At 67.5% G+C, this 24616-nt stretch carries 22 protein-coding genes, 1 tRNA gene and 1 riboswitch; of the genes, 9 read left to right on the forward strand and 14 right to left on the reverse strand.

All coding sequences use genetic code 11. From position 1 onward, the window contains the following. Positions 1-20 precede the first annotated feature (20 nt). Positions 21-1544: a UDP-N-acetylglucosamine 1-carboxyvinyltransferase gene (locus ABV518_RS17630; RefSeq protein ID WP_367769450.1), complete on the reverse strand. Its 1524-nt coding sequence runs from the start codon at positions 1542-1544 to the stop codon at positions 21-23. Positions 1545-1724: 180 nt separating this feature from the next. Between ABV518_RS17630 and ABV518_RS17635 the strand changes: the two genes are divergently transcribed. Next, a complete protein-coding gene (locus ABV518_RS17635) occupies positions 1725-2549 on the forward strand; it encodes a hypothetical protein (protein ID WP_367769453.1) in 825 nt (274 codons plus the stop codon). Between the two features lie 41 nt (positions 2550-2590). Here the strand turns inward: ABV518_RS17635 and ABV518_RS17640 are convergent, their stop codons facing one another. The 4 genes from ABV518_RS17640 to ABV518_RS17655 form a co-directional block, all read right to left on the reverse strand. Continuing rightward, the gene (locus ABV518_RS17640; RefSeq protein ID WP_367769455.1) at positions 2591-3889 is read right to left on the reverse strand and encodes an ABC transporter substrate-binding protein; all 1299 of its coding nucleotides are present in this window, start codon (positions 3887-3889) and stop codon (positions 2591-2593) included. A 126-nt stretch (positions 3890-4015) separates the two neighbouring features. Next, a complete protein-coding gene (locus tag ABV518_RS17645) occupies positions 4016-4810 on the reverse strand; it encodes an energy-coupling factor transporter transmembrane protein EcfT (RefSeq protein WP_367769457.1) in 795 nt (264 codons plus the stop codon). Beyond that, positions 4807-6351 carry an ABC transporter ATP-binding protein gene (locus tag ABV518_RS17650; RefSeq protein ID WP_367769460.1) on the reverse strand — a complete coding sequence of 515 codons (1545 nt, stop codon included), beginning with the start codon at positions 6349-6351 and terminating at the stop codon, positions 4807-4809. The genes ABV518_RS17645 and ABV518_RS17650 overlap by 4 nt, the downstream gene beginning before the upstream one ends. Then, positions 6351-6971 (reverse strand): ECF transporter S component, encoded by a 621-nt coding sequence (locus ABV518_RS17655; RefSeq protein WP_310164856.1) that lies wholly within the window; start codon positions 6969-6971, stop codon positions 6351-6353. The genes ABV518_RS17650 and ABV518_RS17655 overlap by 1 nt, the downstream gene beginning before the upstream one ends. A 64-nt stretch (positions 6972-7035) precedes the next feature. After that, positions 7036-7178: riboswitch (TPP riboswitch) on the reverse strand. A 57-nt stretch (positions 7179-7235) separates the two neighbouring features. Here ABV518_RS17655 and ABV518_RS17660 point away from each other — a divergent pair. From ABV518_RS17660 to ABV518_RS17670, 3 genes are all read left to right on the forward strand, one after another. Further along, complete coding sequence (locus ABV518_RS17660) at positions 7236-7778, forward strand: heme-degrading domain-containing protein (RefSeq protein ID WP_367769465.1); 543 nt, start codon at positions 7236-7238, stop codon at positions 7776-7778. A gap of 151 nt (positions 7779-7929) precedes the next feature. Beyond that, positions 7930-10086 (forward strand): hypothetical protein, encoded by a 2157-nt coding sequence (locus tag ABV518_RS17665; protein ID WP_367769468.1) that lies wholly within the window; start codon positions 7930-7932, stop codon positions 10084-10086. 85 nt (positions 10087-10171) lie between these two features. Continuing rightward, positions 10172-10435, forward strand: coding sequence for a DUF4235 domain-containing protein (locus ABV518_RS17670; RefSeq protein WP_367769471.1), 264 nt, complete (start codon positions 10172-10174; stop codon positions 10433-10435). 25 nt (positions 10436-10460) lie between these two features. Here the strand turns inward: ABV518_RS17670 and mnhG are convergent, their stop codons facing one another. From mnhG to ABV518_RS17700, 6 genes are read right to left on the reverse strand one after another with little or no spacing between them, the layout of a single operon-like run. Next, complete coding sequence (gene mnhG / locus ABV518_RS17675; protein WP_367769473.1) at positions 10461-10871, reverse strand: monovalent cation/H(+) antiporter subunit G; 411 nt, start codon at positions 10869-10871, stop codon at positions 10461-10463. After that, positions 10861-11139, reverse strand: a complete 279-nt coding sequence (locus tag ABV518_RS17680) for a monovalent cation/H+ antiporter complex subunit F (RefSeq protein ID WP_131134599.1) — start codon at positions 11137-11139, stop codon at positions 10861-10863. Before ABV518_RS17680 ends, mnhG begins: the two co-directional genes overlap by 11 nt. Continuing rightward, complete coding sequence (locus ABV518_RS17685) at positions 11136-11681, reverse strand: Na+/H+ antiporter subunit E (protein WP_367769477.1); 546 nt, start codon at positions 11679-11681, stop codon at positions 11136-11138. The genes ABV518_RS17680 and ABV518_RS17685 overlap by 4 nt, the downstream gene beginning before the upstream one ends. Next, the gene (locus ABV518_RS17690) at positions 11678-13282 is read right to left on the reverse strand and encodes a Na+/H+ antiporter subunit D (protein WP_367769480.1); all 1605 of its coding nucleotides are present in this window, start codon (positions 13280-13282) and stop codon (positions 11678-11680) included. The genes ABV518_RS17685 and ABV518_RS17690 overlap by 4 nt, the downstream gene beginning before the upstream one ends. After that, positions 13279-13890, reverse strand: a complete 612-nt coding sequence (locus ABV518_RS17695) for a Na(+)/H(+) antiporter subunit C (RefSeq protein ID WP_367769483.1) — start codon at positions 13888-13890, stop codon at positions 13279-13281. Before ABV518_RS17695 ends, ABV518_RS17690 begins: the two co-directional genes overlap by 4 nt. Beyond that, positions 13887-16892 (reverse strand): Na+/H+ antiporter subunit A, encoded by a 3006-nt coding sequence (locus ABV518_RS17700; RefSeq protein ID WP_367769486.1) that lies wholly within the window; start codon positions 16890-16892, stop codon positions 13887-13889. The genes ABV518_RS17695 and ABV518_RS17700 overlap by 4 nt, the downstream gene beginning before the upstream one ends. Before the next feature lie 193 nt (positions 16893-17085). Here ABV518_RS17700 and ABV518_RS17705 point away from each other — a divergent pair, with 193 nt between their 5' ends. The 3 genes from ABV518_RS17705 to ABV518_RS17715 all read left to right on the forward strand — a co-directional run bounded on the left by ABV518_RS17705 (position 17086) and on the right by ABV518_RS17715 (position 20260). After that, a complete protein-coding gene (locus ABV518_RS17705) occupies positions 17086-18489 on the forward strand; it encodes an MFS transporter (RefSeq protein ID WP_367769489.1) in 1404 nt (467 codons plus the stop codon). 101 nt (positions 18490-18590) lie between these two features. Continuing rightward, complete coding sequence (locus ABV518_RS17710; RefSeq protein ID WP_131134605.1) at positions 18591-19073, forward strand: cation:proton antiporter regulatory subunit; 483 nt, start codon at positions 18591-18593, stop codon at positions 19071-19073. Between the two features lie 5 nt (positions 19074-19078). Beyond that, on the forward strand, positions 19079-20260 hold the full coding sequence (locus ABV518_RS17715; protein ID WP_367769492.1) for a cation:proton antiporter: 1182 nt from the start codon (positions 19079-19081) through the stop codon (positions 20258-20260). Between the two features lie 179 nt (positions 20261-20439). On the opposite strand, the gene ABV518_RS17720 is transcribed toward ABV518_RS17715, so the two are convergent. Both ABV518_RS17720 and dcd read right to left on the reverse strand, forming a co-directional pair. Beyond that, positions 20440-21117 carry a hypothetical protein gene (locus tag ABV518_RS17720; RefSeq protein WP_367769495.1) on the reverse strand — a complete coding sequence of 226 codons (678 nt, stop codon included), beginning with the start codon at positions 21115-21117 and terminating at the stop codon, positions 20440-20442. A 149-nt stretch (positions 21118-21266) separates the two neighbouring features. After that, on the reverse strand, positions 21267-21842 hold the full coding sequence (gene dcd / locus ABV518_RS17725; protein ID WP_131134608.1) for a dCTP deaminase: 576 nt from the start codon (positions 21840-21842) through the stop codon (positions 21267-21269). Positions 21843-21954: 112 nt separating this feature from the next. Between dcd and ABV518_RS17730 the strand changes: the two genes are divergently transcribed. Next, the gene (locus tag ABV518_RS17730; RefSeq protein WP_367769499.1) at positions 21955-23688 is read left to right on the forward strand and encodes a CAP domain-containing protein; all 1734 of its coding nucleotides are present in this window, start codon (positions 21955-21957) and stop codon (positions 23686-23688) included. A gap of 53 nt (positions 23689-23741) precedes the next feature. Here the strand turns inward: ABV518_RS17730 and ABV518_RS17735 are convergent, their stop codons facing one another. Next, entirely contained in the window at positions 23742-24185 is a 444-nt protein-coding gene (locus ABV518_RS17735) for an SRPBCC family protein (RefSeq protein WP_367769502.1), read from the reverse strand. A gap of 241 nt (positions 24186-24426) precedes the next feature. On the opposite strand from ABV518_RS17735, the gene ABV518_RS17740 reads away from it, so the two are divergent. After that, positions 24427-24500, forward strand: a tRNA-Gly gene (locus tag ABV518_RS17740). Positions 24501-24616 lie beyond the last annotated feature (116 nt).

A 24616-nucleotide genomic window follows, 5' to 3' on the forward strand; every position in this document is an offset into this window, starting at 1 on the left:
GCCGCAAGTGTACGTTCGCGCTAGTCCTGGAAGTACTCGATCTTCGCGCCGATGGTGTTCAGCCGCTCGGCCAGGTCCTCGTAGCCTCGCTCGATCACGTAGATGTTCCGCAGCTCCGACACACCGCGGGCCGCGAGCATGGCCAGCAGCAGGCAGGCGGCCGGGCGGAGGGCCGGCGGGCAGCCCACCTCGGCCGCACGCCATTTGGTGGGGCCCTTGACGTAGATCCGGTGCGGGTCCAGCAGCTGCACCTGGGCGCCCAGCCGGTTCAGCTCCGTCAGGTAGATGGCCCGGTTCTCGTAGACCCAGTCGTGGATCATGGTCTGGCCGTCGGCATTGGCCGCGATCACCGCGAAGAACGGCAGGTTGTCGATGTTCAGGCCCGGGAACGGCATCGGGTGGATCTTGTCCTCCGGCGCCCGCAGCTCGGACGGCTTGGTGGTCACATCCACCAGCCGGGTGCGGCCGTTGCGCGCCATGTACTCCCCGGAAACCTCCAACTGCTGGCCCATCTGCTCCAGCGTCGCCAGCTCAATTTCCATGAACTCGATGGGGACCCGGCGGATGGTCACCTCCGAGTTCGTGACAATGCCGGCCGTAATCAGGCTCATCGCCTCAATGGGGTCCTCGGACGGGAAATACTCTATGTCGACGTCGATCAGCGGCAGGCCGGTGATCTTCAGCGTGGTGGTGCCAACGCCGTCGATCTTCACCCCCAGCATCTCCAGGTAGAAGCAGAGGTCCTGGACCATGTAGTTGGGGCTCGCGTTGCGGATGATCGTTGTGCCGCGGCGGTGGGCGGCTGCCATGATGGCGTTCTCGGTGACCGTATCGCCGCGTTCGGTCAGGACGAAGGAGCGGTCGAGGTCGTCGGCCAGTGGCGCCTGCACGGCATAGAAACCGGCGGTCGCCTCCACAGAGAGTCCGAACTGGCGCAGTGCCTGCATGTGCGGCTCCACGGTGCGGGTGCCCAGGTCGCAGCCGCCCGCATACGGGAGCCGGTATTCCGCGGATTCGTCCAGGAGCGGGCCAAGGAGCATGATGACGCTGCGCGTGCGGCGGGCGGCCTCCACATCCATGGCGTCCAGGTCCAGGACCGCCGGCCGGCGGAGCTGGAGGTCGGTGTCATTGAGCCAGGTGCACTCGACGCCGATGCTGGTCAGCACCTCCACGATCCGGTTGACCTCCTCGATCCGTGCCAGCCGGCGCAGGACAGTGGTGCCGCGGTTGATCAGGCTGGCGCAGAGCAGCGCGACGCCGGCGTTCTTGCTGCTGTTCACATCCACCGCCCCGGACAGCGTGCGCCCGCCCTCGACCCGCAGATGGGTCATCTGGGACGTGCCCACCTTGACGATGCTGTGCCCAAAAATCGTTTCCAGCCGCTGGATCATTTTCAGGCTCAGGTTCTGCTTCCCCTGTTCCATCCGTGCGACGGCGCTCTGGCTGGTTCCGAGCTCGGCGGCCAGCTGGCCCTGGGTCCAGCCCTTCTGGCTGCGGGCATCCCGGAGTGTGGCGGCAACATGTTCGGCAGTTTCCTGAGTCATACCAAAAAAATATCACGCATGAGCTATTTTCGGGCATTACAGGAGGCGCAACGCGCCGAATCTCACACATTACCCACTTCATGCGATAGAGTCGCGCGCTTGGCTGGCTTCCTTGACCCCTGCCACCCGGGCGGAGGACACTGAAAAGAGCGGTCCGCCGGGCTGCCAGGGAGGTCACCCATGCGCAAGGACGCGACCCGAACGGGGCTCGCAGCGGCCTGCGCGCTGTGGCTGATGATCCTCGCCCTGGTATTCGCACCGCCGGCCGCCGCGGCACCGCCGCCAGGAGACGGCGCCCCGTTGCTGCTGGGTAACGACGTGTCCTGGCCGCAGTGCAACAAAGCACTTCCCAAAGGCGCGGCGTTCGGCATTGTGGGCGTCAACAACGGCCTGGCCAACACCACCAACCCGTGCCTGAAGGAGCAGTTGGCGTGGGCCGGGACCACTGCAGGGCTCACCGGCCAGCCCCAGGTCGCTTTGTACGTCAATACCGCCAACCCGGGGACGGCCGGTTCGTGGTGGCCCACCAACGACAAATACCCGGCCGGGACTGCCGTCCACAATCCCTACGGGCCGTGCAGGGCAGGCGATGTAGGCGCCGCGTGCTCGTACATGTACGGCTACGCCAAGGCCTACGATGACGCCAACATCCGCGGAGTCCGCGACCCTGCCGGCTATCTCTGGTGGCTGGACGTGGAAACCGGCAACTCCTGGTCCTCCAGCGACAAGACCGCCAACCGTGCGGTCCTTGAAGGCATGACCGAGTTCTTCCACAGCATCGAGGCCGACGTCGGCATCTACTCCACCGGATACCAGTGGGGACAGATCGTGGGCACTGTCAGCAGCACGAGCAACCTGTACACGCTGCCCAGCTGGCTGGCAGGCGCCCGCACCGCATCAGGAGCGAAGGCCAACTGCTCCAATGCCCCGCTCACCGCCGGCGGCAAGGTCACGCTGACGCAGGTCGTGTCCAGGGGATTCGACTACGACTACTCCTGCATCTAGGCGCCTGAAGCCCCCGGGTCACCGGGTTCCACGCGGGCGCCTCACTTGCCGATGGCGGCCTTGCCCTCGCTGATCCACTGTTCGGCGGCCTTCTCCGGCGTCAGCCGCTTGAAGAGCACCTCGGTGTTGATCCGGGCGGTGATCTCCGCGACCGCCGTCGATCCGGTGGGGCCAATGAAGGTGGGCGCGAATTTCAGCTTCCCGATCTCATCAACGTAGGCGGCTTCCGCCTTGCCCTGCGGCGTCAGGAGATCCTGGATGGCTGACCGCATCTCCGGGTTACTGGGCACGCCGCGGTCGCTCTGGACCACCTTGGCGGCTTCTTCATTGTTGACCAGGAAGTTGACCAGCTTCGCCGCGGCTTCGGTGTGCTTGCTTCGGGCTGAAATTGTGTAGAACTGCGAGGACTGCAGCCAGATTCCGGGCGTGGGAGACTCGCCCGGCAGCCTAAGGAGCTGGAGTTCGGCGCCGGATGCCTTGCTGAGTGCGGTCAGCGAGTTGCTCCAGGTCAGCATCATGGCGGCTTTGCCCATGCCCATGAGGGTCTGTTCGGTGCTGACGTTGAGCTTTTCCACGGTTTCCGAGGCGCTCGGCGCCGCACGCGTTGCGCTCAGGTTCAGGGAGTAGTCGAAGTAGTCGCGGACAGTGTCCTGCTCCAGCCCCAGCTGGCCGTCCTTGGTGTAGAGGGATTCGCCGCGCTGGCGTGCGAAGGCGTCCAGGGAGTCGTGGGTCAGGACGGTGGCGGTGCCGTAGGTGCCCTGGGGGCTCTTGGCGGTCACGTCCGCGGCGACCCGGGCAAAGTCTTCCCAGGTCCAGGTGCTGTCATCGGGCAACGGCACCCCGGCGGCCTGGAAAACTGCCGGGTTCGCCACGATGGAGAGCGCGTTGGCGCCGGTGGAGACGCCGTATTGCTTGCCGTCCACCTGTCCGTTCTGCAGGGCACCTTCATCGAAGCGCGACAGATCCAGCGGGCCGTCAACCTTGGAGAGGTCCAGCAGCGCCCCGCGGTTGGCGTATTCGGCCGGGTAGGCGCCGCCCATGGTGATGACATCCGGCGCGTCATTGGCCGCCACCTGGGTGGCGAGCTTGTCGAAGTAGCCGCCGATGTCCCCATATTCGGGCTTGACCTTGATGGTGGGGTTTTCAGCTTCGAAGGCCTTGATGGCCTTGTTGGTCAGCTCGGCCCGGGTGGCGTTGCCCCACCACGAGAACCGGATTTCGACGGGGCCGGACTCCGCCTGGTTCGAGGAACCGCTGGAGCAGGCCGTGAGGCCAAAGAGGGCCACAGCCGTCAGGACAGCGATGGATTTGCGGGCTCTGCGGATGTTGTTACGCGCCATTGGGTACACGACCTTCTGCTTAGAAACCGATTTCCCGAAACTATCAAGATGTTTCAGGAAGATCAATGGTTACTGTGCAAAGGTTCCGGTGCGGAGGTCCCGGCATACGGACGCCTGGCCGCAGGACTAGCCGCCGACGAAACTCCAGGTCCCGGCCCACATCGCCGCGGCCACCGCGGCTGCGGCCATCAGCGCCCCGGCAACCAGGACCCACCCGTCGAGCCGGCTGTAGGTGGATTCACGCGCCCAGGTCCGGTCCCCGCCGCCGAATCCGCGCGCCTCCATGGTGACCGCGAGCCGCGACGCCCTGCGGATGGCCTGGACAAGGAGCCCGAAGCTCTGGCCCAGCGTGGCCTTGAGCCGCTGCAGCGGATTGCCCCGCGAGCCCACGCCGCGGGCGCGGCGGGCCATGCCGATGGTCTGCCATTCTTCGGCCATCAGGCCAACGAGCCGCATGGCCGCGAGCGTGCCCAGCACAAACCGGTGCGACAGCCGTGCCTTCTGCGCCAGGGCATCGGCGAGGTCTGTGGGATCCGTGCAGCTCATCAGCAGGACGGCCGGCAGCGCGATCGCCAGCCCGCGCAGCATAAAGCCCAGCCCCAGCTCCAGCGAGCCTTCGCTCATGGACCAGATGCCGACGTCGAGCAGGATCCTTCCGCTGTCCGGCGCCAGGATGGAGGTGCTCCAGCCGCCCACGGCGGCGGCGAGGATCAGCGGCCAGCCGCGCTGCCACAGCAGCGTCAGGGTCAGTCCGGCCAGTGGGAACAGCAGCAGCTCACACACGAGGGCCACGGAGGCGGACACCCAGTCGATGGAGAGAGCCAGCACCACGGTCATAAACACGACGGCGGCGAACTTGCTCAGCGGATTGGCGCGGGTCAGCAGGGCCTTGTTTCCCGCGAGGGTGAGTTCCTGCCTCATGGGGCCACCGCCTCGGTGGTGCCGAGCCGGAGCTCGGCGCCGCCCAGGACTGCACTGAATTCGGCGTCGTGCGTCACGGACACCACGGCGGTGCCGGCATCGAGCAGTTCGGAGAGGAAGGAGGCCAGCTCGGCCCAGGTGTTGGCGTCCTGGCCGAAGGTCGGCTCGTCCAGGACCAGCACCTGCGGATGCGCGGCGAGCACGGTGGCCACGGACAGCCGCCGCTTTTCACCGCCGGAGAGCGTGTACGGGTTGGCGTCCACGAGCTCGGTCAGCCGGAGCCGCTCCAGGAGCTCATCCACGCGTTCCTCGCCGTGGCCCAGATGGCGCGGCCCGAACATCAGCTCGTCCAGGACGTTGCCGGTGACAAACTGGTGCTCCGGTTCCTGGAAGACGGTTCCGATCCGGGCGATCAGCTGCTCCGCCTTCCACTTGTAGGGGTCGATGCCGGCCCCCCGGCTCAGATCCACGGTGGCAGAAACTTTGCCCTCGACCGGAGCCAGTAGGCCGGCGAGGGTCAGCGCAAACGTGGACTTGCCGGCGCCGTTGGGGCCCGTGATGGTGAGGGCCTGCCCTGCCCGGACCTGCGCCGAAATATCCTGCTGGACGGGCACCGGCGGGATGGTTTTGAAGCGTCGGCGGCGGGGCCGTTCGCGCGAAACGGCCAGGTCCTCGGCGGCCAGGAGGAGATCGCCGGTGCCACCGGAAATACGGTTCCGGGTGGCGGGGACAAAGCCGGGCACCCAAACACCGGCGGCGATCAGCATGTCGCGGGCCTCGGCGAGGACCTGGTCCGGCGGCCCGTCGAGCAGCACCGCGGGATCGGCCGCGGAGCCGGGCTGCAGCACCACGACCCTGTCCACCAGGTCCTTCCAGACGGACACCCGGTGCTCTACCACAACGAGCGTGGCCCCGGTCTTGTCCAGGCAGCGGCCCACCGCGTCCCGGACTTCCAGCACGCCCACGGGGTCCAGGTTGGCGGTGGGCTCGTCCAGCAGGATCAGGCCCGGCCGCATGGCCAGGATGCCGGCCAGCGCCAGGCGCTGCTTCTGGCCGCCGGAGAGGGCCGACGTCGGGTGGTCCAGCGGCAGGTGGGAGAGCCCGACGTCGTCCAGCGCCCCGTGCACGCGCGTCCAGATTTCGCCGCGGGGCACGGCGAGGTTCTCGGCACCGAAGGCGACGTCGTCGCCCACCCGGGAGAGGACCACCTGCGTTTCGGGGTCCTGCTGCATCAGGCCGGCGCGGCCGCGCCGTTCACGCGGGGACGCGCCGTCGATCAGCAGCGAACCGGATTCGTCGGAATCGCCGGCCTCGCCGTCGTCGTTCACGTCCCCCAGCACCCCGGCGAGGGCGTGCAGCAGCGTGGACTTGCCGGCGCCTGACGGGCCAAGCAGGAGCACCCGCTCCCCGGGCCGGATGTCCAGGTCCAGGGCGCGGACCGCGGGCCGGGACCGGCCGGCGTGGCGCCAGCCCCAGCCGCGGGCGGTGACGGCGGCGGGCCGCACCGCTGCGGAGGCGGCGCCGTCGTGAGCTGCGGGCATCAGGAGAAGACGGGCTCCGTCGCTGCCTTGCGGGACGCGAAGGAGCTCAGCACGCCGGTCCTGGCCAGGCCGCGGGTGGCGATCCAGGAAAGGGCTCCGGCGATGACCGCACCGGAGATGGCGGTGAACACGATGTACGCGAGCTTGTCGCCGCCGGCGTAGGCGATGTTCCAGCCCCAGGGGGCAAAGGAGTCGTTCAGGCCGCAGAAGAGTCCGGCAGCGGCGCCGGCCAGCAGAGACACGGGCAGGTTGAACTTCTTGTAAACGAAGACGGCGAAGATGATTTCAGCGCCGAGGCCCTGGACGAATCCGGAGAACAGTACGGAGGCGCCGTACGGCGAGCCCATGATCAATTCGCCCATGGCGGCCACGGTTTCGCAGAACAGGGCGGCGCCCGGCTTGCGGATGACAAGCATGCCCAGCACGGCCGGGATCATCCAGCCGCCGGCGATCAGGCCGGTCAGCGGCGGGTAGACGGCGTTCATGGGCGGCGAAACCGCGGCGGCACCCTGGGACCAGGCCCAGAAGATCACGCCGCCGGCGATGGCGATGAGGGCGGCCACCACGATGTCCACGATGCGCCAGGTGTTGCCGGTCTTTTTGATTGCTGCAGTACTCATGTGATCCTCCTGAGGAACAGGAGGGGAAAGTGTCCCGGCGATCGGCTGGACGCCGGCTGCCGCACACTTCGAGAACTCGACTCCCTTGCGCCGGTACTAGCCGGATCAGGTTCGAGGGTCTGCGGCTGTCCCGCACTCTCAGCGCCCACCTGCGGTTCCCTGGCAATGCCAGTGATGCCCGACGGCGGCGCTCCCCTGTCGTTGAATAATCTGCCCTGATGGGCGTGGTCCAGTTTACACCGCAGGGGCGGTAGATTGTGGGCCATGACTGCCAATAACCCGACTGTGACTGCCTTCAATCCCGATTCGACCGTGCCCCAGCCGGCGGGCCTGCTCGAGGCCCTGATCGCCCGGATCGAAGCCGAGATCACCGAGCTGCAGTTCCCGCATTTCACGAAGGACGATTCCCTCAATTTGGGGCTGCTGCTGGTGGAGCTGGGAAAGACGCGCCGGCTGCCCGTCGCGATCGACATCACCAAGGGCGACCAGGTCCTTTTCCACGTGGCCCTGGACGGTGCAACCCCGGACAACGAGCGCTGGATCCGGGCCAAGCAGCGGACCGCGGCCAGGTATGAGGTGCCGTCGCTGCTGGTGGGCCTCCGCGGCCGGCTGCATGGCGGCCGGATCGAGGACCACGGCTGGTTCGACGAAACCACCTATGCCCCGCACGGCGGCTCGTTCCCGGTTTATGTGGCTGGCGTGGGCGCGGTGGCCACCGTCACCGTCTCGGGACTGCCGCAGCAGCAGGACCACGACCTCGTGGTGGAGGCGCTGCGTGAAATCCTGGGGGCCATGCGCGCGGAGTGAGCCTGGCCGGCAAGGCGGCCCTCCTGAACCTGGAGGTTGACACCTGCTCCGGATGCCACAAGGATTGAAAGGCTTCGGAAAGCGTTTTCTCAGTGGAGGAAACACTTGTGGAAGCAGCAGCCAGAGCCGACAGCCTCAGGAGGGCGTGCCCATGCACAGCCAGCACACGATCGACCGCGAAGCCCTGGTCCGCCGCCATAATGTGGAACAGCGGAGCCTTGATCCCCGCAGCCCGGTGTCCGTGGGCAACGGCGAGTTCTGCTTCACGGTGGACCTCACGGGGCTGCAGACCCTCCCGGCCGAGTACCCCGTGGGAGCGCGCAGCGAACTTCCGCCCGGAACGCTGCTGGGCACGCAGTCCCAGTGGGGCTGGCACTCCATTCCCGCGGCAGAGCACTACAGCCTGGCCGGGTCCACGGTCCTCTACGACTCTCCCCGCGGCCCTGTCCCCTATGTGGATATGGTGGGCGACATCGTGGACGGGCGTGAAACCGAGGTCTCCCGCGCTGAAACCTGGCTCCGGGCCAACCCGCACCGCCTGGACCTGGGCCGGATCGGGTTTGCGTGGGCGGATGCGGACTCGGCGGCGGGCGGCGCGCGGCCGCTCGCGCCGGCAGACATCGTCCACCCCGTCCAGACCCTCGACCTCTGGACCGGGACGGTCACCAGCACCTTCAGCCTCCGGGGCCACCCGGTAAGGGTCACCACCGCATGCCATCCGGACCGGGACCAGGTGGGCCTCATCGTGGAGTCCCCGGCCCTTCAAGACGGCCTGATGGTCACCTTCGCTTTCCCCTACGGTTCCGACGCCTGGCACGACGCAGCAGACTGGAACCGGCCCGATGCCCACACCACCAGCCTCACCGGACCTGCCGGGGCCGGGGATGGCCAACAGCTGTGGATCGTGGACCGCAGCATGGACGGCTCCGGGTACCAGGTCACGGTGTCCGGGCAGGACCTCCGCCTGGACCAGCCCGGCCCGCACCAACTCGTGCTGCGCGCCGCGTCCGGACAGGACGTCCTCGACCTGGCAGTCCAGTTCACCAGCACCGGCCAGGGCGACTGTGTCCTGCGCGGCACCGGCGGGCTGCCCCGGCCGGACAGCGGAACCGCCGTCGTCGAGGCTTCCCGCGCCCACTGGCCGGAATTCTGGCACTCCGGCGGCGCCGTCGAACTGCACGGCACACCGGATCCCCGGGCGGCGGAACTCGAGCGCAGGATCGTCCTCTCGCAGTACCTCACTGCGATCAACTGTGCCGGCTCGCTGCCGCCGCAGGAAACAGGGCTGGTGTGCAATTCCTGGCGCGGCCGTTTCCACCTGGAGATGCACTGGTGGCACGCCGCCCACTTCGCGCACTGGAACCGCACCGGGCTGCTGCTTCCCAGCCTCCGCTGGTACGCGACCATCCTGGAACCGGCGCGGCAGACGGCCAAGGCGCAGGGGTTCGACGGCGTCCGCTGGCCCAAGCAGGTAGGCCCGGACGGGCGCGAGAGCCCCAGCCCGATCGGCACCTTCCTGATCTGGCAGCAGCCGCACCCCATCCACCTGGCCGAGCTTGCGTACAGGGCCGAACCGTCCCGGGAACTGCTGGAGGAATTCGCGGAGATCGTCTTCGAAACGGCCGCGTTCATGGCCAGCTTCGCGCACCCCACCGCCCGCGGCTTTGAGCTCGGGCCTCCCCTGATCCCCGCGCAGGAAAGTTATGAATCCGTCCGCGGCACGGTCACCAACCCCACGTTCGAACTCGCGTACTGGCAGTGGGCCCTCCGCACCGCCAACACCTGGCGCGAACGCCTGGGCCTGGAGCTGCGGGGGGACTGGAAGGCCGTTGCGGACGGCATGGTCCGCCCGCGGACGGTCAACGGCGTCTACGCGGCGATCGACCTCGAGGCCTTCACCATCCGCACGGACCACCCGTCCATGCTGTGTGCGCTGGGCGTGCTGCCGCAGACAGACCTCATCGACCCGGAGACCATGCGCGCCACGCTCGCCGATGTCCTCGCCGGCTGGGACTGGGACAGCACCTGGGGCTGGGACTACCCGGTGATGGCCATGACCGCCGCCCGGCTCGACGACCCGGAGACCGCCGTTGACGCCCTCCTGCAAAGTGCCGGGAAGAACGCCGCGCTGCCCAACGGACACAACCGGCAGACGGATTCACTCCCCCTCTACCTGCCGGGAAACGGCGGACTGCTGGCCGCCGTCGCCCTGATGGCTGCGGGCTGGGATGGCGGGCCGGACCGGCACGCCCCGGGTTTCCCGGCTGGCTGGACGGTTGCGTGGGAGGGCCTGGTGCCGGCGCCGTAGCGAGGCAAAAGGCGCTGTCCGGCGCCAGCCCCGATGCCGCTAGGCTAGGGGAAGTCCTGAATTCGAGACGCAAGGAGGCACCGGAATGAACTTATTCATCAAGCTGCTGGGCACGGGCATCAGCCTGCTGGCCGGATTCGCCGGCACTAAGGCCGTAGACGCGATCTGGGAAAAGACCACCGGCAACAAGCCGCCGAAGGGTGGCAAGGACGACGTTCCCACCACGCTGCGTTCCGCGCTGACGTTCGCGCTGGTCTCCGCTTCGGTGAGTGCAGTGATCCAGGTCCTCGCCAACCGTGGCACCCAGCGCGCCATCACGCGGTTCGCGAAGAGCCAGGACATCGTCTAGGGCGTATGCAAAAGCCGGGCTGCAGTCAGTCCGGCCGGCCGCCGTCGGAAGCATCCTCCCGGGACGCTTTGGCGGCGGCTTTCTGCACTACGGCCTCCAGCTCATCGGAGCTGAGCAGCTCGCGATGCAGGTGCTTGGTTCGGTAGCCGGCCCGGCCCACCATGTGCGCCGACACGGGCACGGTGAGCAGCTGGAAGATCCAGGCGACCAGCAGCACCGGCCACACCCACCAGGTCCGCATCTGCAGGCCGATGGACGCCAGCAGCAGGAACAGTCCCAGGACCTGGGGCTTGGTGGCGGCGTGCATCCTGCTCAGGAGGTCCGGGAACCGCAGCAGGCCCACGGCGGCCGCCAGCGACATCAGGGCCCCCACGACCATAAAGACGGCGGAAACAGCGTCAATGACGGTGTCCACGGCGGTTGGCTCAGGACTCATGGGGCTGCTCCCGCCGGTCAGCCACAAAGCGGGCCACGGTCACCGAACCGATAAAGCCAATGATGGACAACGCCACCAGCAGCATGAGGTTGTTCAGGTGCCTGTTCACGGCCATGTCGATGCACAGGGCGGCGCCGAGGATGGCCAGCAGGACGTCCGAGGCCAGCACCCGGTCCAGCAGCGAGGGACCCCTCGCGATCCTGATGATGGCGCCCGCCGCGGCGAGCGAAAGAATGACTGCCGTGACAGCCAGGACAATCTGCATCATGCCGCGGCCTCCTGCCTGATTGCGTCCAGTTCCTGCCGGGTGCCCATGATGCGGATCAGCCCGGCCTCGATGTCCCTGACTTCCCGGCGGAGCTTCTCCACGTCGTCGGGGGTGCTGACATTGAGCCCGTGGAGGTAGAGGGTGGACGTTGAGCGGTCCACCTCCACCACCAGGGATCCCGGGATCAGGGAGATGACGTGCCCGGTGGCGGTCACCATCAGGTCCTCGTGGCTCCGCAGCGGAACGGCGACGACGGCGTTGGTCACCGTGGGCCCGCGGACGGCCGCCAGGTACATGACCTGGAAGCTCGCTGCCACCACCTTGCCCATGAAGGAAAGGGCGAAGGGCACGGCGTGGAGGACGTTAAAGCGGCCGCTCAGGTCCACGGGCGGAAGGTAGAACATCCGGGCCACGGCGACGGCCAGGATGGCGCCGAACAGGAGGTTGCCCGGGCTGAAGTCCTGCCAGAGTGCACCCCAGACGATGACCAGCCAGACCAGGAGGGGCAGCTCCTGGCGAAGGGATATGCGGCGGCGGCTCATTTGCCGCCTCCGGACGTCAGGATCAGGGGCACGGCCGTTTCTTCGCCGAGGACCGCCTGGATGTACGAGGACCGGTCCAGCATGTCCCGGGCGGCCTGGTCCGAAACTTTGAACAGCGGGCCGGCGAAGACCGTGAGCGATACGCCCAGGAGGACCAGGCCAAGGGTGGAGCCCACCATGGTCCGCGGCAGCAGCGTGACGTTGTTGCGTCCGCCGCGGCGGCCGGTGTCGGAGGTCTCGCGCGGGGCGAGGAGCACGGGGTCGGGGTGTTCGGCGTCGGACGGTTTGCGCCAGAACGCGCGGTTCCAGACCCTGGCGACGGCCAGCAAGGTGAGCAGGCTGGTGAGTACGCCGCCGATCACCAGCGTGTAGGCCAGTGGCGTGCCGAGCTCGATGCCGGCCTGCATGAGGCCCACCTTCCCCAGGAACCCGGAAAACGGCGGGATGCCCGCCAGGTTCATGGCCGGAATGAAGAACAGCAGTGCCAGCAGGGGCGAGAGTTTGGCCAGGCCGGCCAGCCGGTCAACGGACGAACTGCCTCCACGGCGTTCGATGAGCCCGGTGACCAGGAAGAGGCTGGTCTGGATGGTGATGTGGTGGGCCACGTAGAACACGGCCGCGCCCAGTCCTGCCACCGAGGACATGGCCAGGCCGAACACCATGTAGCCGATGTGGCTGACGAGGGTGAAGGAGAGGAGTCGTTTGATGTCGTTCTGGGCCAGGGCGCCGAGGATTCCCACCACCATGGTCAGCAGGGCCGCCACCATTAAGGGAGTGTTGAGGGAGTCCCCGGGGAACAGGAGCGTCTCGGTGCGGACCATGGCGTAGACGCCCACCTTGGTCAGCAGGCCGGCGAACACCGCCGTGACCGGCGCGGGCGCCGTGGGGTAGGAGTCAGGGAGCCAGAAGGACAGCGGGAACACGGCGGCCTTGATGCCGAACGCCACAAGCAGCATGACGTGCAGGAGGGTCTTGGTGCCCGGGTCCAGGTCCGCGAGCTTGAGGGCGAGGTCTGCCATGTTCACCGTTCCGGTGGCGCCGTAGACCATGGCGATGGAGATGAGGAACAGCACCGAGGAGACGACGGAGACCACAACATAGGTGACGCCGGCGCGGATGCGGGGGCCGGTGCCGCCCAGCGTCATCAGGACGTAGCTCGCCGTCAGCAGGATCTCGAAGCCCACGTACAGGTTGAAGAGGTCCCCGGAGAGGAAGGCGTTGGACACGCCCGCCACGAGGATCAGGTACGTCGGGTGGAAGATCGACACCGGGGCGTCCTGGTCGCCGTCGGCCATGCCCTGCCCGGTGGCGTACACGAGCACCGCGAGGCTGACCGCGGAGGACACCACCAGCATCAGGGAGGAGAACTGGTCCACCACCATGACGATTCCCCAGGGCGGCAGCCAGCCGCCGATGTTCACCGCAGCGGTCCCGCCCTCCCAGACGGAGGCCAGGAGCAGGCATTCGAGCGCCAGGGTGAGGGACAGCAGCGCGATGCTGACCGTGCGCTGCGCCCTCGAGTGCCGGATCAGCACAAAGGTCAGGGCGGCGCCCAGGATGGGAAGTACGACGGCGAGCGGGGCAAAGCTTGCGATGTTCACTTCACACCTCCTTCTGGGCCTGGGGTGACGTTCTGTGAGCCGGGCTGCTCTTCCGCGGCGGCGTCGACGGCGGCGATCTTTGTGTCGCCTGCCTGGACGGTTCCCCCGGCGGTTTCCTCGCCGCCTCCGGCCGGGGTGTGGTCAGGCGCCGTGCCGTGGTCGGACACGGAGCGCCCGTCGCTGCCGAGCATGGTCAGCGGAAACTCGGAGGTCTCCATGGGGATTTCGGCGTCGTCCTCGGCGTCGAAGCTGGGCGTCTCGGCGACGCGGAGGTCTTCGAGGTCGTCCTGGATCTCATCCTGTCTGGCCAGGACCCAGGTCCGGTAGATGATGCCGAGCATAAACGCCGTCACCGCGAAGGAGATGACGATCGAGGTCAGGATCAGCGCCTGGGGAAGGGGATCGTTGTAGTCCTGGGCGGGTGTGTCCTTGGCATAGAACGGCGCCAGCCCTGCGTACCCGCCCGTGGCGAGGATCAGCAGGTTGGTGGCGTTGGCGAGGAGCATCAGGCCCAGCAGCACGCGGGTGAGGCTGCGTTCCAGGATCAGGTAGATGCCGCACGCGTAGAGGGCCCCCATGACGGCCAGGAGGGTCAGGTTGACGCTCATGCTTGGCCCTTTGCTGTGGTTTCGGCGGGGACGCCCTGGGGTTCCTGTTCCTCGGCAGGCGCGGTGGCCTGTGCTTCGAAGTTCTCGTCGATCTCGGCACCCAGGCTGCGCAGGACGTCGAGCACCAGGCCCACCACCACGATGTAGACGCCGATGTCGAAGATGGTGGACGTGACGAACTTGATGTCGCCGAAGACCGGCAGCCACAGTTCGATGATGGCCGTCTGGAAGACCTGGCCGCCCAACAGGAGCGGCACCACCCCGGAGGCCGCCGCCGTCGCGAGTCCGATGCCCAGGAGGGTTCCGGCGCTGATGGGGGTGGCCTCCCGCAGTTCAAAGCGGCCGCCCGCGAGGTAGCGGATGGTCAGCGCCAGGCCGGCGGTGAGCCCGCCGGCGAAACCGCCGCCGGGCAGGTTGTGCCCCGCCAGCAGCAGGTACAGGGAGAAGATGATCATCGAGTGGAAGATCAGCCTCGTGACCACTTCGAAAATGATGGAGCGCCGTTCCGGGGCAAGGGTCCGGCCGGCCACAATCCAGGCGTCGCGGGTGGACGCGGCGAACTTCCGGCTGATGGCCAGGGCGGCGGCGTCGCGGGACCCCGGGTCGACGCCGGTGTGCCGGCCCACCGTGCCCTCGGCAACGTCGGAGGACATCTGGATCCGGTCGCCGCGGCCGCGGACGAAGATCAGGCTGGCAACGCCGGTGGCGGCCAGCGCCAGGACCGAAATTTCACCAAACGTGTCCCAGACGCGGATGTCCACGAGGGTCACATTGACGATGTTCAGGCCGCCGCCGCCCTCGTAGGCGAGGCGCGGGAACTCGAGGGAGACGGGCGTGGCAATCCGGGAACCCATGGCATAAATGGCGGCGAAGATCATGGTGACGCCGAAGCCCAGCCCGATGATGACGCGCACCACCCGGTACTTGCCGCCGGTGCGGTCCCGGAGTTCGGCGGGCAGGCTGCGCATGGCGAGGACAAAAGCCACCAGGATGATGGTTTCCACCAGCATCTGGGTCAGGGCCAGGTCCGGCGCGCCCTGCAGGGCAAACATCAGGGCGATGCCGTAGCCCGTCACGGACACCATCAGCACGGCGAGGAACCGCTTGTTGGCCTTGACCGCGGCGAGCGCGCCGATCACGATGCCCGCGGCCGCCACCAGCTGCAGCGGCGAATTGGGGTCGATGAAATACAGGTTGTCCGGGAGCGGCTTATTGAACACCAGCATGGTGGAGAGCGGAAGGACGCAGGCCACGGAGAGGATGACTGCGAGGTAGAAGTACAGCGAACCACGCTGGGTGCGGCCGGTGATCCAGACAGCGGTGTCATCCAGCGCCCCGATGGTGTGCTGGTAGGCCCGGTCCGCGTCGATCCAGCCCGGCACACGGTCCTGAGCCCGCGCCACGAGGGTGCGGCCGAAGTACATCGCCAGGCCCAGGGCAAACGTCAGCGCCGTCATGCCCAGGGCCGGGGTGAATCCGTGCCACAGCGCGAGGTGGCCGGCCTGCGCGGCCGGTGTTCCGGCGTCGGGCGCTGTGGAGGCGAACAGTGCGGCGTACGGCTGGATCCATTCATCCACGGGTGCCGGCCACAGCCCGTATACGATGGTGAGGAGGCTGAGGAGGGCGGGGGCGGCGAGGAACGACGGCCGGACGGCCTTGAACGGGGTTCGCTCGACTCCCGGTTTGGAGGCGAAGGCGCCCCACATAAAGCGGGCGCTGTACGCGAACGTCAGGATGGAGCCGAGGACGATGCCCGCGAGCACCACCATGCCCCACGGACCGCCCTGAGCGTGGTGGACGAAGGCTTCGAGCACCGATTCCTTGGCCACGAACCCTGCCAGCAGCGGGACGCCGGCCATGGACGCGGCCCCGATGCCGGCGACGATTCCCAAGGCACGGGACGACGTAAACACGCCAGACAGCTTCCGGACGTCACGGGTCCCGGACTGGTGGTCGATGATGCCCACCACCAGGAACAGTGTTGCCTTGAAGAGGCCGTGCGCCAGGAGCATCGCGAGTCCGGCGAGCGCGGCGTCCGGGGTGCCCAGGCCCACCACCATGGTCAGGAAGCCCAGCTGGCTGACGGTGCCGTAGGCGAGGATCAGCTTGATGTCGGTCTGGCGGAGCGCCCGGTATCCGCCCACCAGCATGGTGGCCAGGCCGAGCCCCAGCACCACGGGCTGCCAGTACGTGGTCTCCGCGAAGCCCGGCGCCAGCCGTGCCACCAGGTAGATGCCGGCCTTCACCATCGCGGCGGCGTGCAGGTAGGCGCTGACCGGGGTGGGTGCCGCCATGGCCCCGGGGAGCCAGAAGTGGAAGGGGACCAGCGCGGATTTGGTGATGGCGCCAACCAGGATGAGGACGACGGCGGCCGCCACCGGTGCGGCGGCAGGCCCGGCTACCAGCTCGGAAGCCTGCGCCAGGATGGCCGAGATCCGGTACGTTCCCGCGCTGAAGCCCAGCATGATGAGGCCCACCAGCATGGCCAGTCCGCCGGCTGTGGTGACCATCAGTGCCTGCAGCGCAGAGCGGCGGGCCGCGAGGCGTGTGCGGGCGAACCCAATCAGCAGGTAGGACAGGATAGTGGTGAGTTCCCAGAAGATGAACAGCAGGAGAAGGTCGTCCGCCACCACCAGGCCAAACATGGCCCCGGCGAACGCCAGGAGCTGCGCGCCGAAGCCGCCGAGGTCCTGGTCCTTTTTCTTGAAATACCGGGCACAGTAGACCAGCACGAGTGCGCCGACTCCCAGCACCAGGAGCGACATCACCCAGGCAAGGGCATCCAGCCGGAAGGCGAACTCCAGCTTGAGCCCCGGAATCCAGGGGAATACCTCACTGACAAAGCCGGAGTCCGAGTAGACCGCTCCGTACTGCAGGACCAGCCAGAGGAATGAAACCGCGGGGACGGCAGCCAGCGCGTAGAACGCGTTACGCCCCCAGGCCCTGAACAGAAACGGCGCCACAGCAGCCACCGTAAAGTGCACGGCAAGAACTGTGATCACTGGTATCTCCGCAACGTCAGGGATTCGATTGTCAAAAGTAAGAGCAGGCGGTCATTCGTAAGATTTCAGTGCCCACAGTTTATCAAGGTGCAACAGGCACTCCTGCCGCGCCGGGCGGGAGACGGGCCAGGTTCGGCTGGTGTCCGGGGTATCGTCCACCGGTTGTTCGCCACGGGCGGATACCATTCAGCCTATGAACACCGCCAGCGCTCCCGAGGCCATGCAGCCGTCATCGGAACTCGAAGCCGGAAGCCACGCCACCAGCAAGGGCCGCGTCCTGGCCTGGGCCTCCTGGGACTGGGGATCGGCCGCCTTTAATGCGGTGATGACCACGTTCGTGTTCACCGTGTACCTGACGTCCAACGCCTTCGGCGGCGAGGACCACGCCTCCGCGGTCCTCGGCGGCGCACTGGCCGTTGCCGGCGCCGCCATCGCGCTGCTGGCCCCCGTGACCGGGCAACGGTCGGATGCGGGCGGGCGGCGCAAGCTGTGGCTGGGAGTCAACACTGCCGCCGTCGCCGTCCTGACCGCGCTGTGTTTCTTTGTGTTCCCGCGGCCGGAGTTCCTGCTGCTGGGAGTGTCCCTGATTGCGCTGGGCAACGTGTTCTTCGAATTTGCCGGCGTCAACTACAACGCCATGCTCGCGCAAATCTCCACGCCGGCGAACATCGGCAAGGTGAGCGGCTTCGGCTGGGCCATGGGGTACCTGGGCGGCATCGTGGCGCTCCTGGTGGTCCTGCAGCTGTTCGTCCAGCCGAGCTTCGACTGGTTCGGCGCCTCCAAGGAGGACAGCCTCAACATCCGCCTGGTGGCCGTGTTCTCCGCCCTGTGGTTCTTCATCTTCGCGCTGCCGGTCCTGTTCGCGGTCCCGGAACTCCCGCGGCCCAGGCAAGCCAGGTCCCTGGGCTTCCTCGCCTCGTACGGCCTGCTCATCCGCCGGATCAGAGCCATCTACGCCACCAGTCCGCACACCATCTATTTCCTCCTCGCGAGCGCGGTGTTCCGCGACGGCCTGGCCGCCGTCTTTACCTTCGGCGGAATTATCGCGGCCGGCACGTTCGGCTTTGAGCTGTCGCAGGTCATCTTCTTCGCCATCTTCGGCAACGTGGTGGCGGCCGTGGGCGCCGTAATCGGCGGCTTCCTGGACGACAGGGTAGGGCCCAAGGCTGTGATCATCGGTTCGCTAGTGGGCCTGCTGATCGCCGGAACAGCCATCCTGGTGCTGGGCAACGGCGATTACGTGTTCTTTGGCTGGCAGTGGGCCGGCAGCACCACTTTCTGGGTCTTCGGCCTGTTCCTGTGCCTGTTCGTCGGTCCGGCGCAGTCCTCCTCGCGGGCCTATCTGGCGCGGCTCGCTCCGCATGGCGAGTCCGGCGAGCTCTTTGGCCTGTACGCCACCACGGGCCGTGCCGTCAGCTTCCTGGCGCCGTCGCTGTTCACGCTCTGCATCGCGCTGGCCACCCCCCTCGTGGCACAGGGCGAGGCGCAGCGCTGGGGCATCCTGGGCATCATGGTGGTGCTGCTCGCCGGCCTGCTGGTGCTGCTGCCGGTCAAGTCGCCGGACAAGGCCCCCATCGCCGTCGTCCCCGCCGCCTAGGAGAAGCGCCACCCACCAGCGCGAACGTACACTTGGGGCCCGGCGTCCGCGTCTTGTGCGGCGGACGCCCCAAACCGCCGCGCGCGGATTAGGCTGGAGCTATGAACGTGGATGAGACGGACCTCCCCGGCCTCGGCCGGCGGAAGGATTTTATGACCGCTTCAGGGCGCCGCATCGGCGTTGTGGAGCTGCGGGAAGGCCAGACGGAGCTGATCGTCTCCACCTGGGATGATCCCGACACGTGCCAGGCCTCCATTCCCCTGACCGGGGATGAAGCCGCCACCCTGGGCAACCTCCTGGGCGGCCAGCACCTGGCCATGAAGCTGACGGAAGAGCACAAGGAAATCCCCGGCATCGTGACCCGGCAGTTCTCCATAGCTCCGGATTCCCCGTTCCAGAACCAGCCGATGGGCAAGGCGTGCATCCGCACCCGCTGTGGTGTCTCCATCGTGGCGATCATGCGTGAAGGCGAGGTGCTCCCGTCGCCGGGTCCCGACGTCGTACTCCACTCGGGTGATCTGCTCATTGCCGTCGGTACGCAAGAAGGCCTCGACAACGCGGCCGATATCCTCCGCAACGGATAGCCGACATGGACCCGCTGGCCCTGACCCTCATTGAACTGGGGGCCGTTGTGTTCTGCCTTGGCCTGCTGGCCAGGCTGGCCGGACGGATCGGAATGTCCCCCATCCCGCTGTACCTTGTGGGCGGCCTCGCCTTCGGCGCGGGCGGGGTGGTGAAGCTTGAAGGCATGCAGGAATTCGCGCATCTCTCGGGTGAGATCGGCGTCATCCTGCTGCTGCTTATGCTCGGATTGGAATATACGGCTGCCGAGCTTTTCACCGGTCTGCGCAGGTCCTGGCAGGCCGGTGTTCTTGACCTCGTGCTGAACTTCCTGCCGGGGGCCGCACTGGCGCTGCTGCTGGGCTGGGGCATGGTGGGCGCGATGGTGATGGGCGGCGTCACGTACATCTCGTCCTCCGGCATCGCCGCCAAGGTGATCACTGATCTGGGCCGGATCGGTAACCGTGAAACGCCGGTGGTGCTGTCCATCCTGGTGTTCGAAGACCTGGCCATGGCCGTCTACCTGCCCATCCTCACCGCCACCCTCGCCGGCGTGAGCTTCCTGGGCGGGCTGACCACCGTGGGCATTTCCCTGGCCGTTGTCACCGTGGTCCTGATGGTAGCCCTGCGGCACGGCCACCGCGTGTCCCAGGCCGTCCACAGCGAAAACTCCGAAGTGTTCCTGCTGAACCTGCTGGGCGCAGCATTGCTGGTGGCCGGGGTTGCCTCGGCGATGCAGGTCTCGGCGGCGGTGGGCGCGTTTATGCTCGGCATCGCGATATCAGGCGCCACGGCCCACAACGCCACCCGCATCCTTGAGCCGCTGCGCGACCTGTTCGCAGCCATCTTCTTTGTGGCTTTCGGGCTGAACACTGATCCGACGTCCATTCCGCCGGTGCTGGGCTGGGCCCTGGTCCTGGCCGTCATCACCGCGGCCACCAAGATGATCACGGGCATCTGGGCAGCCAAGCGGGCCGGCATCGCCCGGCCCGGCCGTTTCCGTGCAGGTGCGGCGCTGATTGCCCGCGGCGAATTCTCCATCGTCATCGCGGGCCTGGCGGTTGCCTCGGGCGTGGTCCCGGACGAACTCGCCGCCCTGGCCACCGCCTACGTGCTGCTCATGGCCATCATGGGACCGCTCGCCGCCCGCTACGTCGAGCCGGCAGTGAAGGCTTTCAGCCGCCCGGCCCGGGTGCCCGCACAGGCATAGCCCACGCCGCGGGCCCGCCGGCACCGCGCCAACCTGCGCCCCGCCACCCCCAACCTGCGCCGAGGGGTGAGATCTCGGCGCTGTGGCAAGGGCTATCCGCCGAGAGCTCACCCCTCGATCCGCAAACCCGCCCTGACAAGCGCGGCCAAGACCCTGTGAGCGCAGCCGTCGTGCCCCACTTAACAGAGGACAGGCTCAGGCATACCCAACCGTCCAAGGGCGAGCCGGAGCCGGGTCTCCGGCGCGGAGTCCGAGCCCACCCGGCAGAGCTCCAGCGCACGACGGGCTGTGCGGATGCCCCGTGCTCCCGGGTTGGCGAGGACCTGATCGTGGAGTTCGGCAAGGGAGCACAGGGCTTCCTTCCTGGGTCCGAAGCTGCGGGACTGGCTGCAGATGAAGTGGTCGGCCGCCACAACCAGGTCTTCAAGCCCCAATACGGACGCCAAGTCCAGCCACGTCCGGGCTGGCGTGGTGACCGGGACGCCGTCGAGCTTTGCCACGTCAGTGGACCGGAGCATCAGTTTGTGACCGGCAACTCCCTTGCGCACCGGGCGGGTTCCACCGGCCATCTTTGCCAGATGGATGCGGAGGTCGTTCTGCATGGCCAGGGGCAGTGGGCAGCCCCAGAGCATCGCGGCCGTCCCGAGGCAGCATACGGACCCGGGCGTCAGGCACGTGAGTAACGCACAGGTGTGGTGGAGTGGCTGCGCTTCACCCCAGGGAACGCGGACGCCGCGGCTGGCGACCCGCAGGTCCCGGCGCCATGCACGGTCCGCCGGCACGCCGGCGTCGCGCTGTTGTTCCAGGGTGAAGGAGCGTCCGGAAAGGTGCGCTGGAAGTTGTGATGGCCGCCGCATAGGAAATTGTTGGCACAGCCGGAACGGGCAAGGCCGGTTTTCCACAGTGGGGAGGAAGAGTGCGGCCAACCCCGGAGCGCCGGGGGGTGAGCTTTCGGCGCTAAGCCGGGGCGATACCGCCGAGATCTCACCCTTCGGCGGTGGAAGGACTAAATCTCTGTGCGGTGGAAGTTCAGGTGGCTGCGGCTGGCGGTGGGGCCGCGCTGGCCCTGGTAGCGGTTGCCGTATTCGCCGGAGCCGTACGGATGCTCGGCGGCGGAGGTCAGCCGGAAGAAGCACAGCTGGCCAATCTTCATGCCCGGCCACAGCTTGATGGGCAGCGTGGCCATGTTGGACAGCTCCAGCGTCACGTGGCCGGAGAATCCGGGGTCGATGAACCCGGCGGTGGAGTGGGTCAGCAAGCCCAGCCGGCCCAGGGAAGACTTTCCTTCGAGGCGCGCAGCGATGTCATCGGGCAGGGTGACGGCCTCGTAGGTGGAGCCGAGCACAAACTCGCCGGGGTGCAGGATGAACGGTTCCCCGGTCTCCACTTCCACCAGGCGGGTCAGCTCCGGCTGCTCTTCCGCGGGGTCGATGTGCGCGTATTTGTGGTTGTCGAACAGCCGGAAGAACCGGTCGATCCGTACGTCCACCGAGGACGGCTGGACCATCGCGGAATCGTACGGTTCAAGGACAATCCGTTGGGAGTCTATTTCGGCACGAATATCGCGGTCAGAGATCAGCACGCCTCCCAAAATACCGCATCCATTGTTACCGCCGTGCGCCGGGTCTAATGTTGCCTCAGAATGACAGCCGCCGGATGGTCTCCCGGTTGGTCCGAATGAGCTGGGGATAGTTTTGAAAAAATTTGCATCGCCTGCGATTGTTGCCCTGTTCTGCGTCGTGGCGCTGGCGTCCCCGGGCGCCGGCAACCTGGCGGATTCCGCCCCAGAGCCTCCCGGCCAGTCCGCAGGCGCCGCGGGCCCCCGGGCGGTGACTCTGGGTCCGGCGTCATGGGCGGACGACGGCGGTGCGGCCTTGCCGGACAGCGGCACCGGTGCGGGGCTCGCCCCAGCCGTGGAACCGGGCATACGCCCCGCTTCCCCCGTGGGCGAAGCGGGCTCATCCGGCACCGCATCCGCAACCACGGCAGAGAAGCTGACCGCTCCGGCGACGGCCGGTGCGACGTCTGCGTCCCTCCCTGCGGAGTCCGTAGCACCCGAGCCCGCTTCCATACCGCCTTTGTGGGCTCCGGACGCCGAACTGGCCCAGCCCACGCCCACGCCTTACAGCGAGTCGGCAACGGCAGCGCCGGCGACGGAGGCCCTGGTGCCGGACAGCAACACCGCAGCCATCCTGACGGTGTTCAACCGGATCAATGAATACCGGGCGGCCAACGGCCTCGCCGCGGTGAAATACAACGCCACGGTGGCGGGCATGGCCCAGGAATGGTCCAACAACATCGCCACGCGGGAGGTCATTGAACACCGCGCGAGCTTCTGGACCGATCCGCGTGCGCTGAACCCCAACAACGGCGCCGGGGAGGTCATCGCAGTCCGCTGGGACAGGGATGCGGCGCAACTGGTGGAGTGGTGGAAGACCTCACCGGGCCACAACGCCATGCTCCTCGATCCGCGCTTCAACGTGATGGGTGCCGGCATCACGTACACCGACGGCAACTGGCAGACCACCCCCAACCGCTACACCCTCTGGGGCGTGGTCAACTTCTTCGGCTACACCACGCTGCCGGCGGGAACCACCACGGCCCCGGGCGGAAGTCCGGAACTGCCTCCGCCGACGCCAAGCGCCTGCGATGCCTCCGGCAAGCACATGCCACCCACCCTGGATCTCACCAACGCAGCCATCACCGGCCCGGCCGACCTCGTCACCATTAACGCGTCCGGCCAACTGATCAACCGCCCCTCCACCGGCAACAGGACCTACGGGAGCGCAAAACAGATCGGATCCGGCTTCGGTACCGCCAAGGAAGTCTTCGTCACTGACTGGCAGCGGGACGGCGCCTACGATCTCCTTACGCAGTGGGCAGACGGACGGCTCACACTGCATCCCGGAATCGAAGGCGGCGGCTTCGGTGCTGTTGTCACCCTTGGACAGAGTGGCTGGGCCGGCATGACCCTCGCCGTCGGAGGCTGGTGCGCCAACAACCGGCTGCCCCAGATCGTGGCCAAGGACACCGCCGGATACGTTTATCTGTACCCGAACAAGGGACTGGCCGACCTGTCAGCACGCACCCTGATGGCCAGCGGCGTCACCGCCGGCAGGCTGGCCATGGTGGACTACGACGCCGACGGATTCCAGGACCTCCTGGCCCTCCAGAGCACCGGCGCCGTCCTGCTCTACCGCGGCGCCGGGACCCCCGCCCCGCGTGCAGAAGCCCGGGCCACCGTGGCCACGGGCTGGCAGGATGTCACGGCAATCCGGCCGCTGAAGGATGTCACGGGCCTGAACTCCACCGGCGTCGCCCTCCGCCGGGCCAACGATGTGGTGCAGTACTGGGACCTGACCGGCGGAAGCCTCGCGTCGCCGTCGAACATCGCGGGAAGCTGGTCAGGCCAGCGCCTCGCACAGTAGTCTCGGCGGTCCGCGAAACGGGCGGACAATAAGGCCCGACGCCGGCACGTACCTTACGTGGCCGGCTGGAGTTCCAGGACGTTCTTGAGCCGCTCCAGCTGGGCCACTTCGGCCTTCATGGTCCGCTGCACCACCGTGTTCAACAGGCCCTTGAACCCCTTCGGCTGGAACTCGAGCGCGAACCTGACCCTGGTTCCCTCCTGCTCCGTGCTGAGGTAGTACCCGCCCGCCGGCCTGGCGGGCCCGGCGATGACCTGGAACTGTATTTCTGCCCCTGGCCGGGCCTGCGTGATTTCGAAGTCCCCGGCAACGGGCCGCCCGGACCGGCCTGCCAGCGTCTGCTGGTACACGGCGCCCTTGGTTCCGGCGGCTCCCGCTGCCAGGCCGATGCTCCGGATCCCGTCCCGCCACTGCGGAAGATTCATCCCGTCAACCAGGAAGGTGTAAACAGCCATCGCGTCACGACGGATGAGTACCTCGTGCTCTGCGAATGCCATGGGAATCCTTTGTTTGACGTCTAACCTTCGATAGCCCGTCTCCCCCCATGACACGGCGGCTATCCGGTTCAGAGTAGTCAGTCGTTTCGCCGCGCACCTAGCTACGGACGGGTACGTTATTGAAGAGTTACTGGATGACGCCGGCGCCTCGGCAGACACGATGCGGGCCCGATGGCGCCGGTGACGGCGGGGCGGCGCAACTGCGCTAAGCTAAGTTCTGCCCCGCCCACATCGGGGCACTGCGGCTGTAGCTCAATGGTAGAGCGCTAGCTTCCCAAGCTTGATACGCGGGTTCGATTCCCGTCAGCCGCTCCACTTCCCTGCAGCACCCGGATGCCGCGTTCGACGCCGGAACTAACCTTTCTTCCCCAGCCTCACCGCATGCAGTCGCGCCCGGGAACCTGCCGGCGCAACCACCGCCGCGCCGAACG

The organism is Arthrobacter sp. HS15c (assembly GCF_040812005.1).
Taxonomy (GTDB): domain Bacteria; phylum Actinomycetota; class Actinomycetes; order Actinomycetales; family Micrococcaceae; genus Arthrobacter.

Bases quoted from the DNA above. Each gene is read 5' to 3' on its own strand.
- ABV518_RS17735 (WP_367769502.1), bottom strand. From the start codon at position 24,185: ATGGCATTCGCAGAGCACGAGGTACTCATCCGTCGTGACGCGATGGCT.
- ABV518_RS17685 (WP_367769477.1), bottom strand. From the start codon at position 11,681: ATGAGCCGCCGCCGCATATCCCTTCGCCAGGAGCTGCCCCTCCTGGTC.
- ABV518_RS17635 (WP_367769453.1), top strand. From the start codon at position 1,725: ATGCGCAAGGACGCGACCCGAACGGGGCTCGCAGCGGCCTGCGCGCTG.
- ABV518_RS17645 (WP_367769457.1), bottom strand. From the start codon at position 4,810: ATGAGGCAGGAACTCACCCTCGCGGGAAACAAGGCCCTGCTGACCCGC.
- ABV518_RS17660 (WP_367769465.1), top strand. From the start codon at position 7,236: ATGACTGCCAATAACCCGACTGTGACTGCCTTCAATCCCGATTCGACC.
- ABV518_RS17670 (WP_367769471.1), top strand. From the start codon at position 10,172: ATGAACTTATTCATCAAGCTGCTGGGCACGGGCATCAGCCTGCTGGCC.
- mnhG (WP_367769473.1), bottom strand. From the start codon at position 10,871: ATGAGTCCTGAGCCAACCGCCGTGGACACCGTCATTGACGCTGTTTCC.
- ABV518_RS17705 (WP_367769489.1), top strand. From the start codon at position 17,086: ATGAACACCGCCAGCGCTCCCGAGGCCATGCAGCCGTCATCGGAACTC.
- ABV518_RS17640 (WP_367769455.1), bottom strand. From the start codon at position 3,889: ATGGCGCGTAACAACATCCGCAGAGCCCGCAAATCCATCGCTGTCCTG.
- ABV518_RS17680 (WP_131134599.1), bottom strand. From the start codon at position 11,139: ATGATGCAGATTGTCCTGGCTGTCACGGCAGTCATTCTTTCGCTCGCC.
- ABV518_RS17630 (WP_367769450.1), bottom strand. From the start codon at position 1,544: ATGACTCAGGAAACTGCCGAACATGTTGCCGCCACACTCCGGGATGCC.
- ABV518_RS17650 (WP_367769460.1), bottom strand. From the start codon at position 6,351: ATGCCCGCAGCTCACGACGGCGCCGCCTCCGCAGCGGTGCGGCCCGCC.
- ABV518_RS17695 (WP_367769483.1), bottom strand. From the start codon at position 13,890: ATGAGCGTCAACCTGACCCTCCTGGCCGTCATGGGGGCCCTCTACGCG.
- ABV518_RS17665 (WP_367769468.1), top strand. From the start codon at position 7,930: ATGCACAGCCAGCACACGATCGACCGCGAAGCCCTGGTCCGCCGCCAT.
- ABV518_RS17655 (WP_310164856.1), bottom strand. From the start codon at position 6,971: ATGAGTACTGCAGCAATCAAAAAGACCGGCAACACCTGGCGCATCGTG.
- ABV518_RS17715 (WP_367769492.1), top strand. From the start codon at position 19,079: ATGGACCCGCTGGCCCTGACCCTCATTGAACTGGGGGCCGTTGTGTTC.
- ABV518_RS17720 (WP_367769495.1), bottom strand. From the start codon at position 21,117: ATGCGGCGGCCATCACAACTTCCAGCGCACCTTTCCGGACGCTCCTTC.
- ABV518_RS17710 (WP_131134605.1), top strand. From the start codon at position 18,591: ATGAACGTGGATGAGACGGACCTCCCCGGCCTCGGCCGGCGGAAGGAT.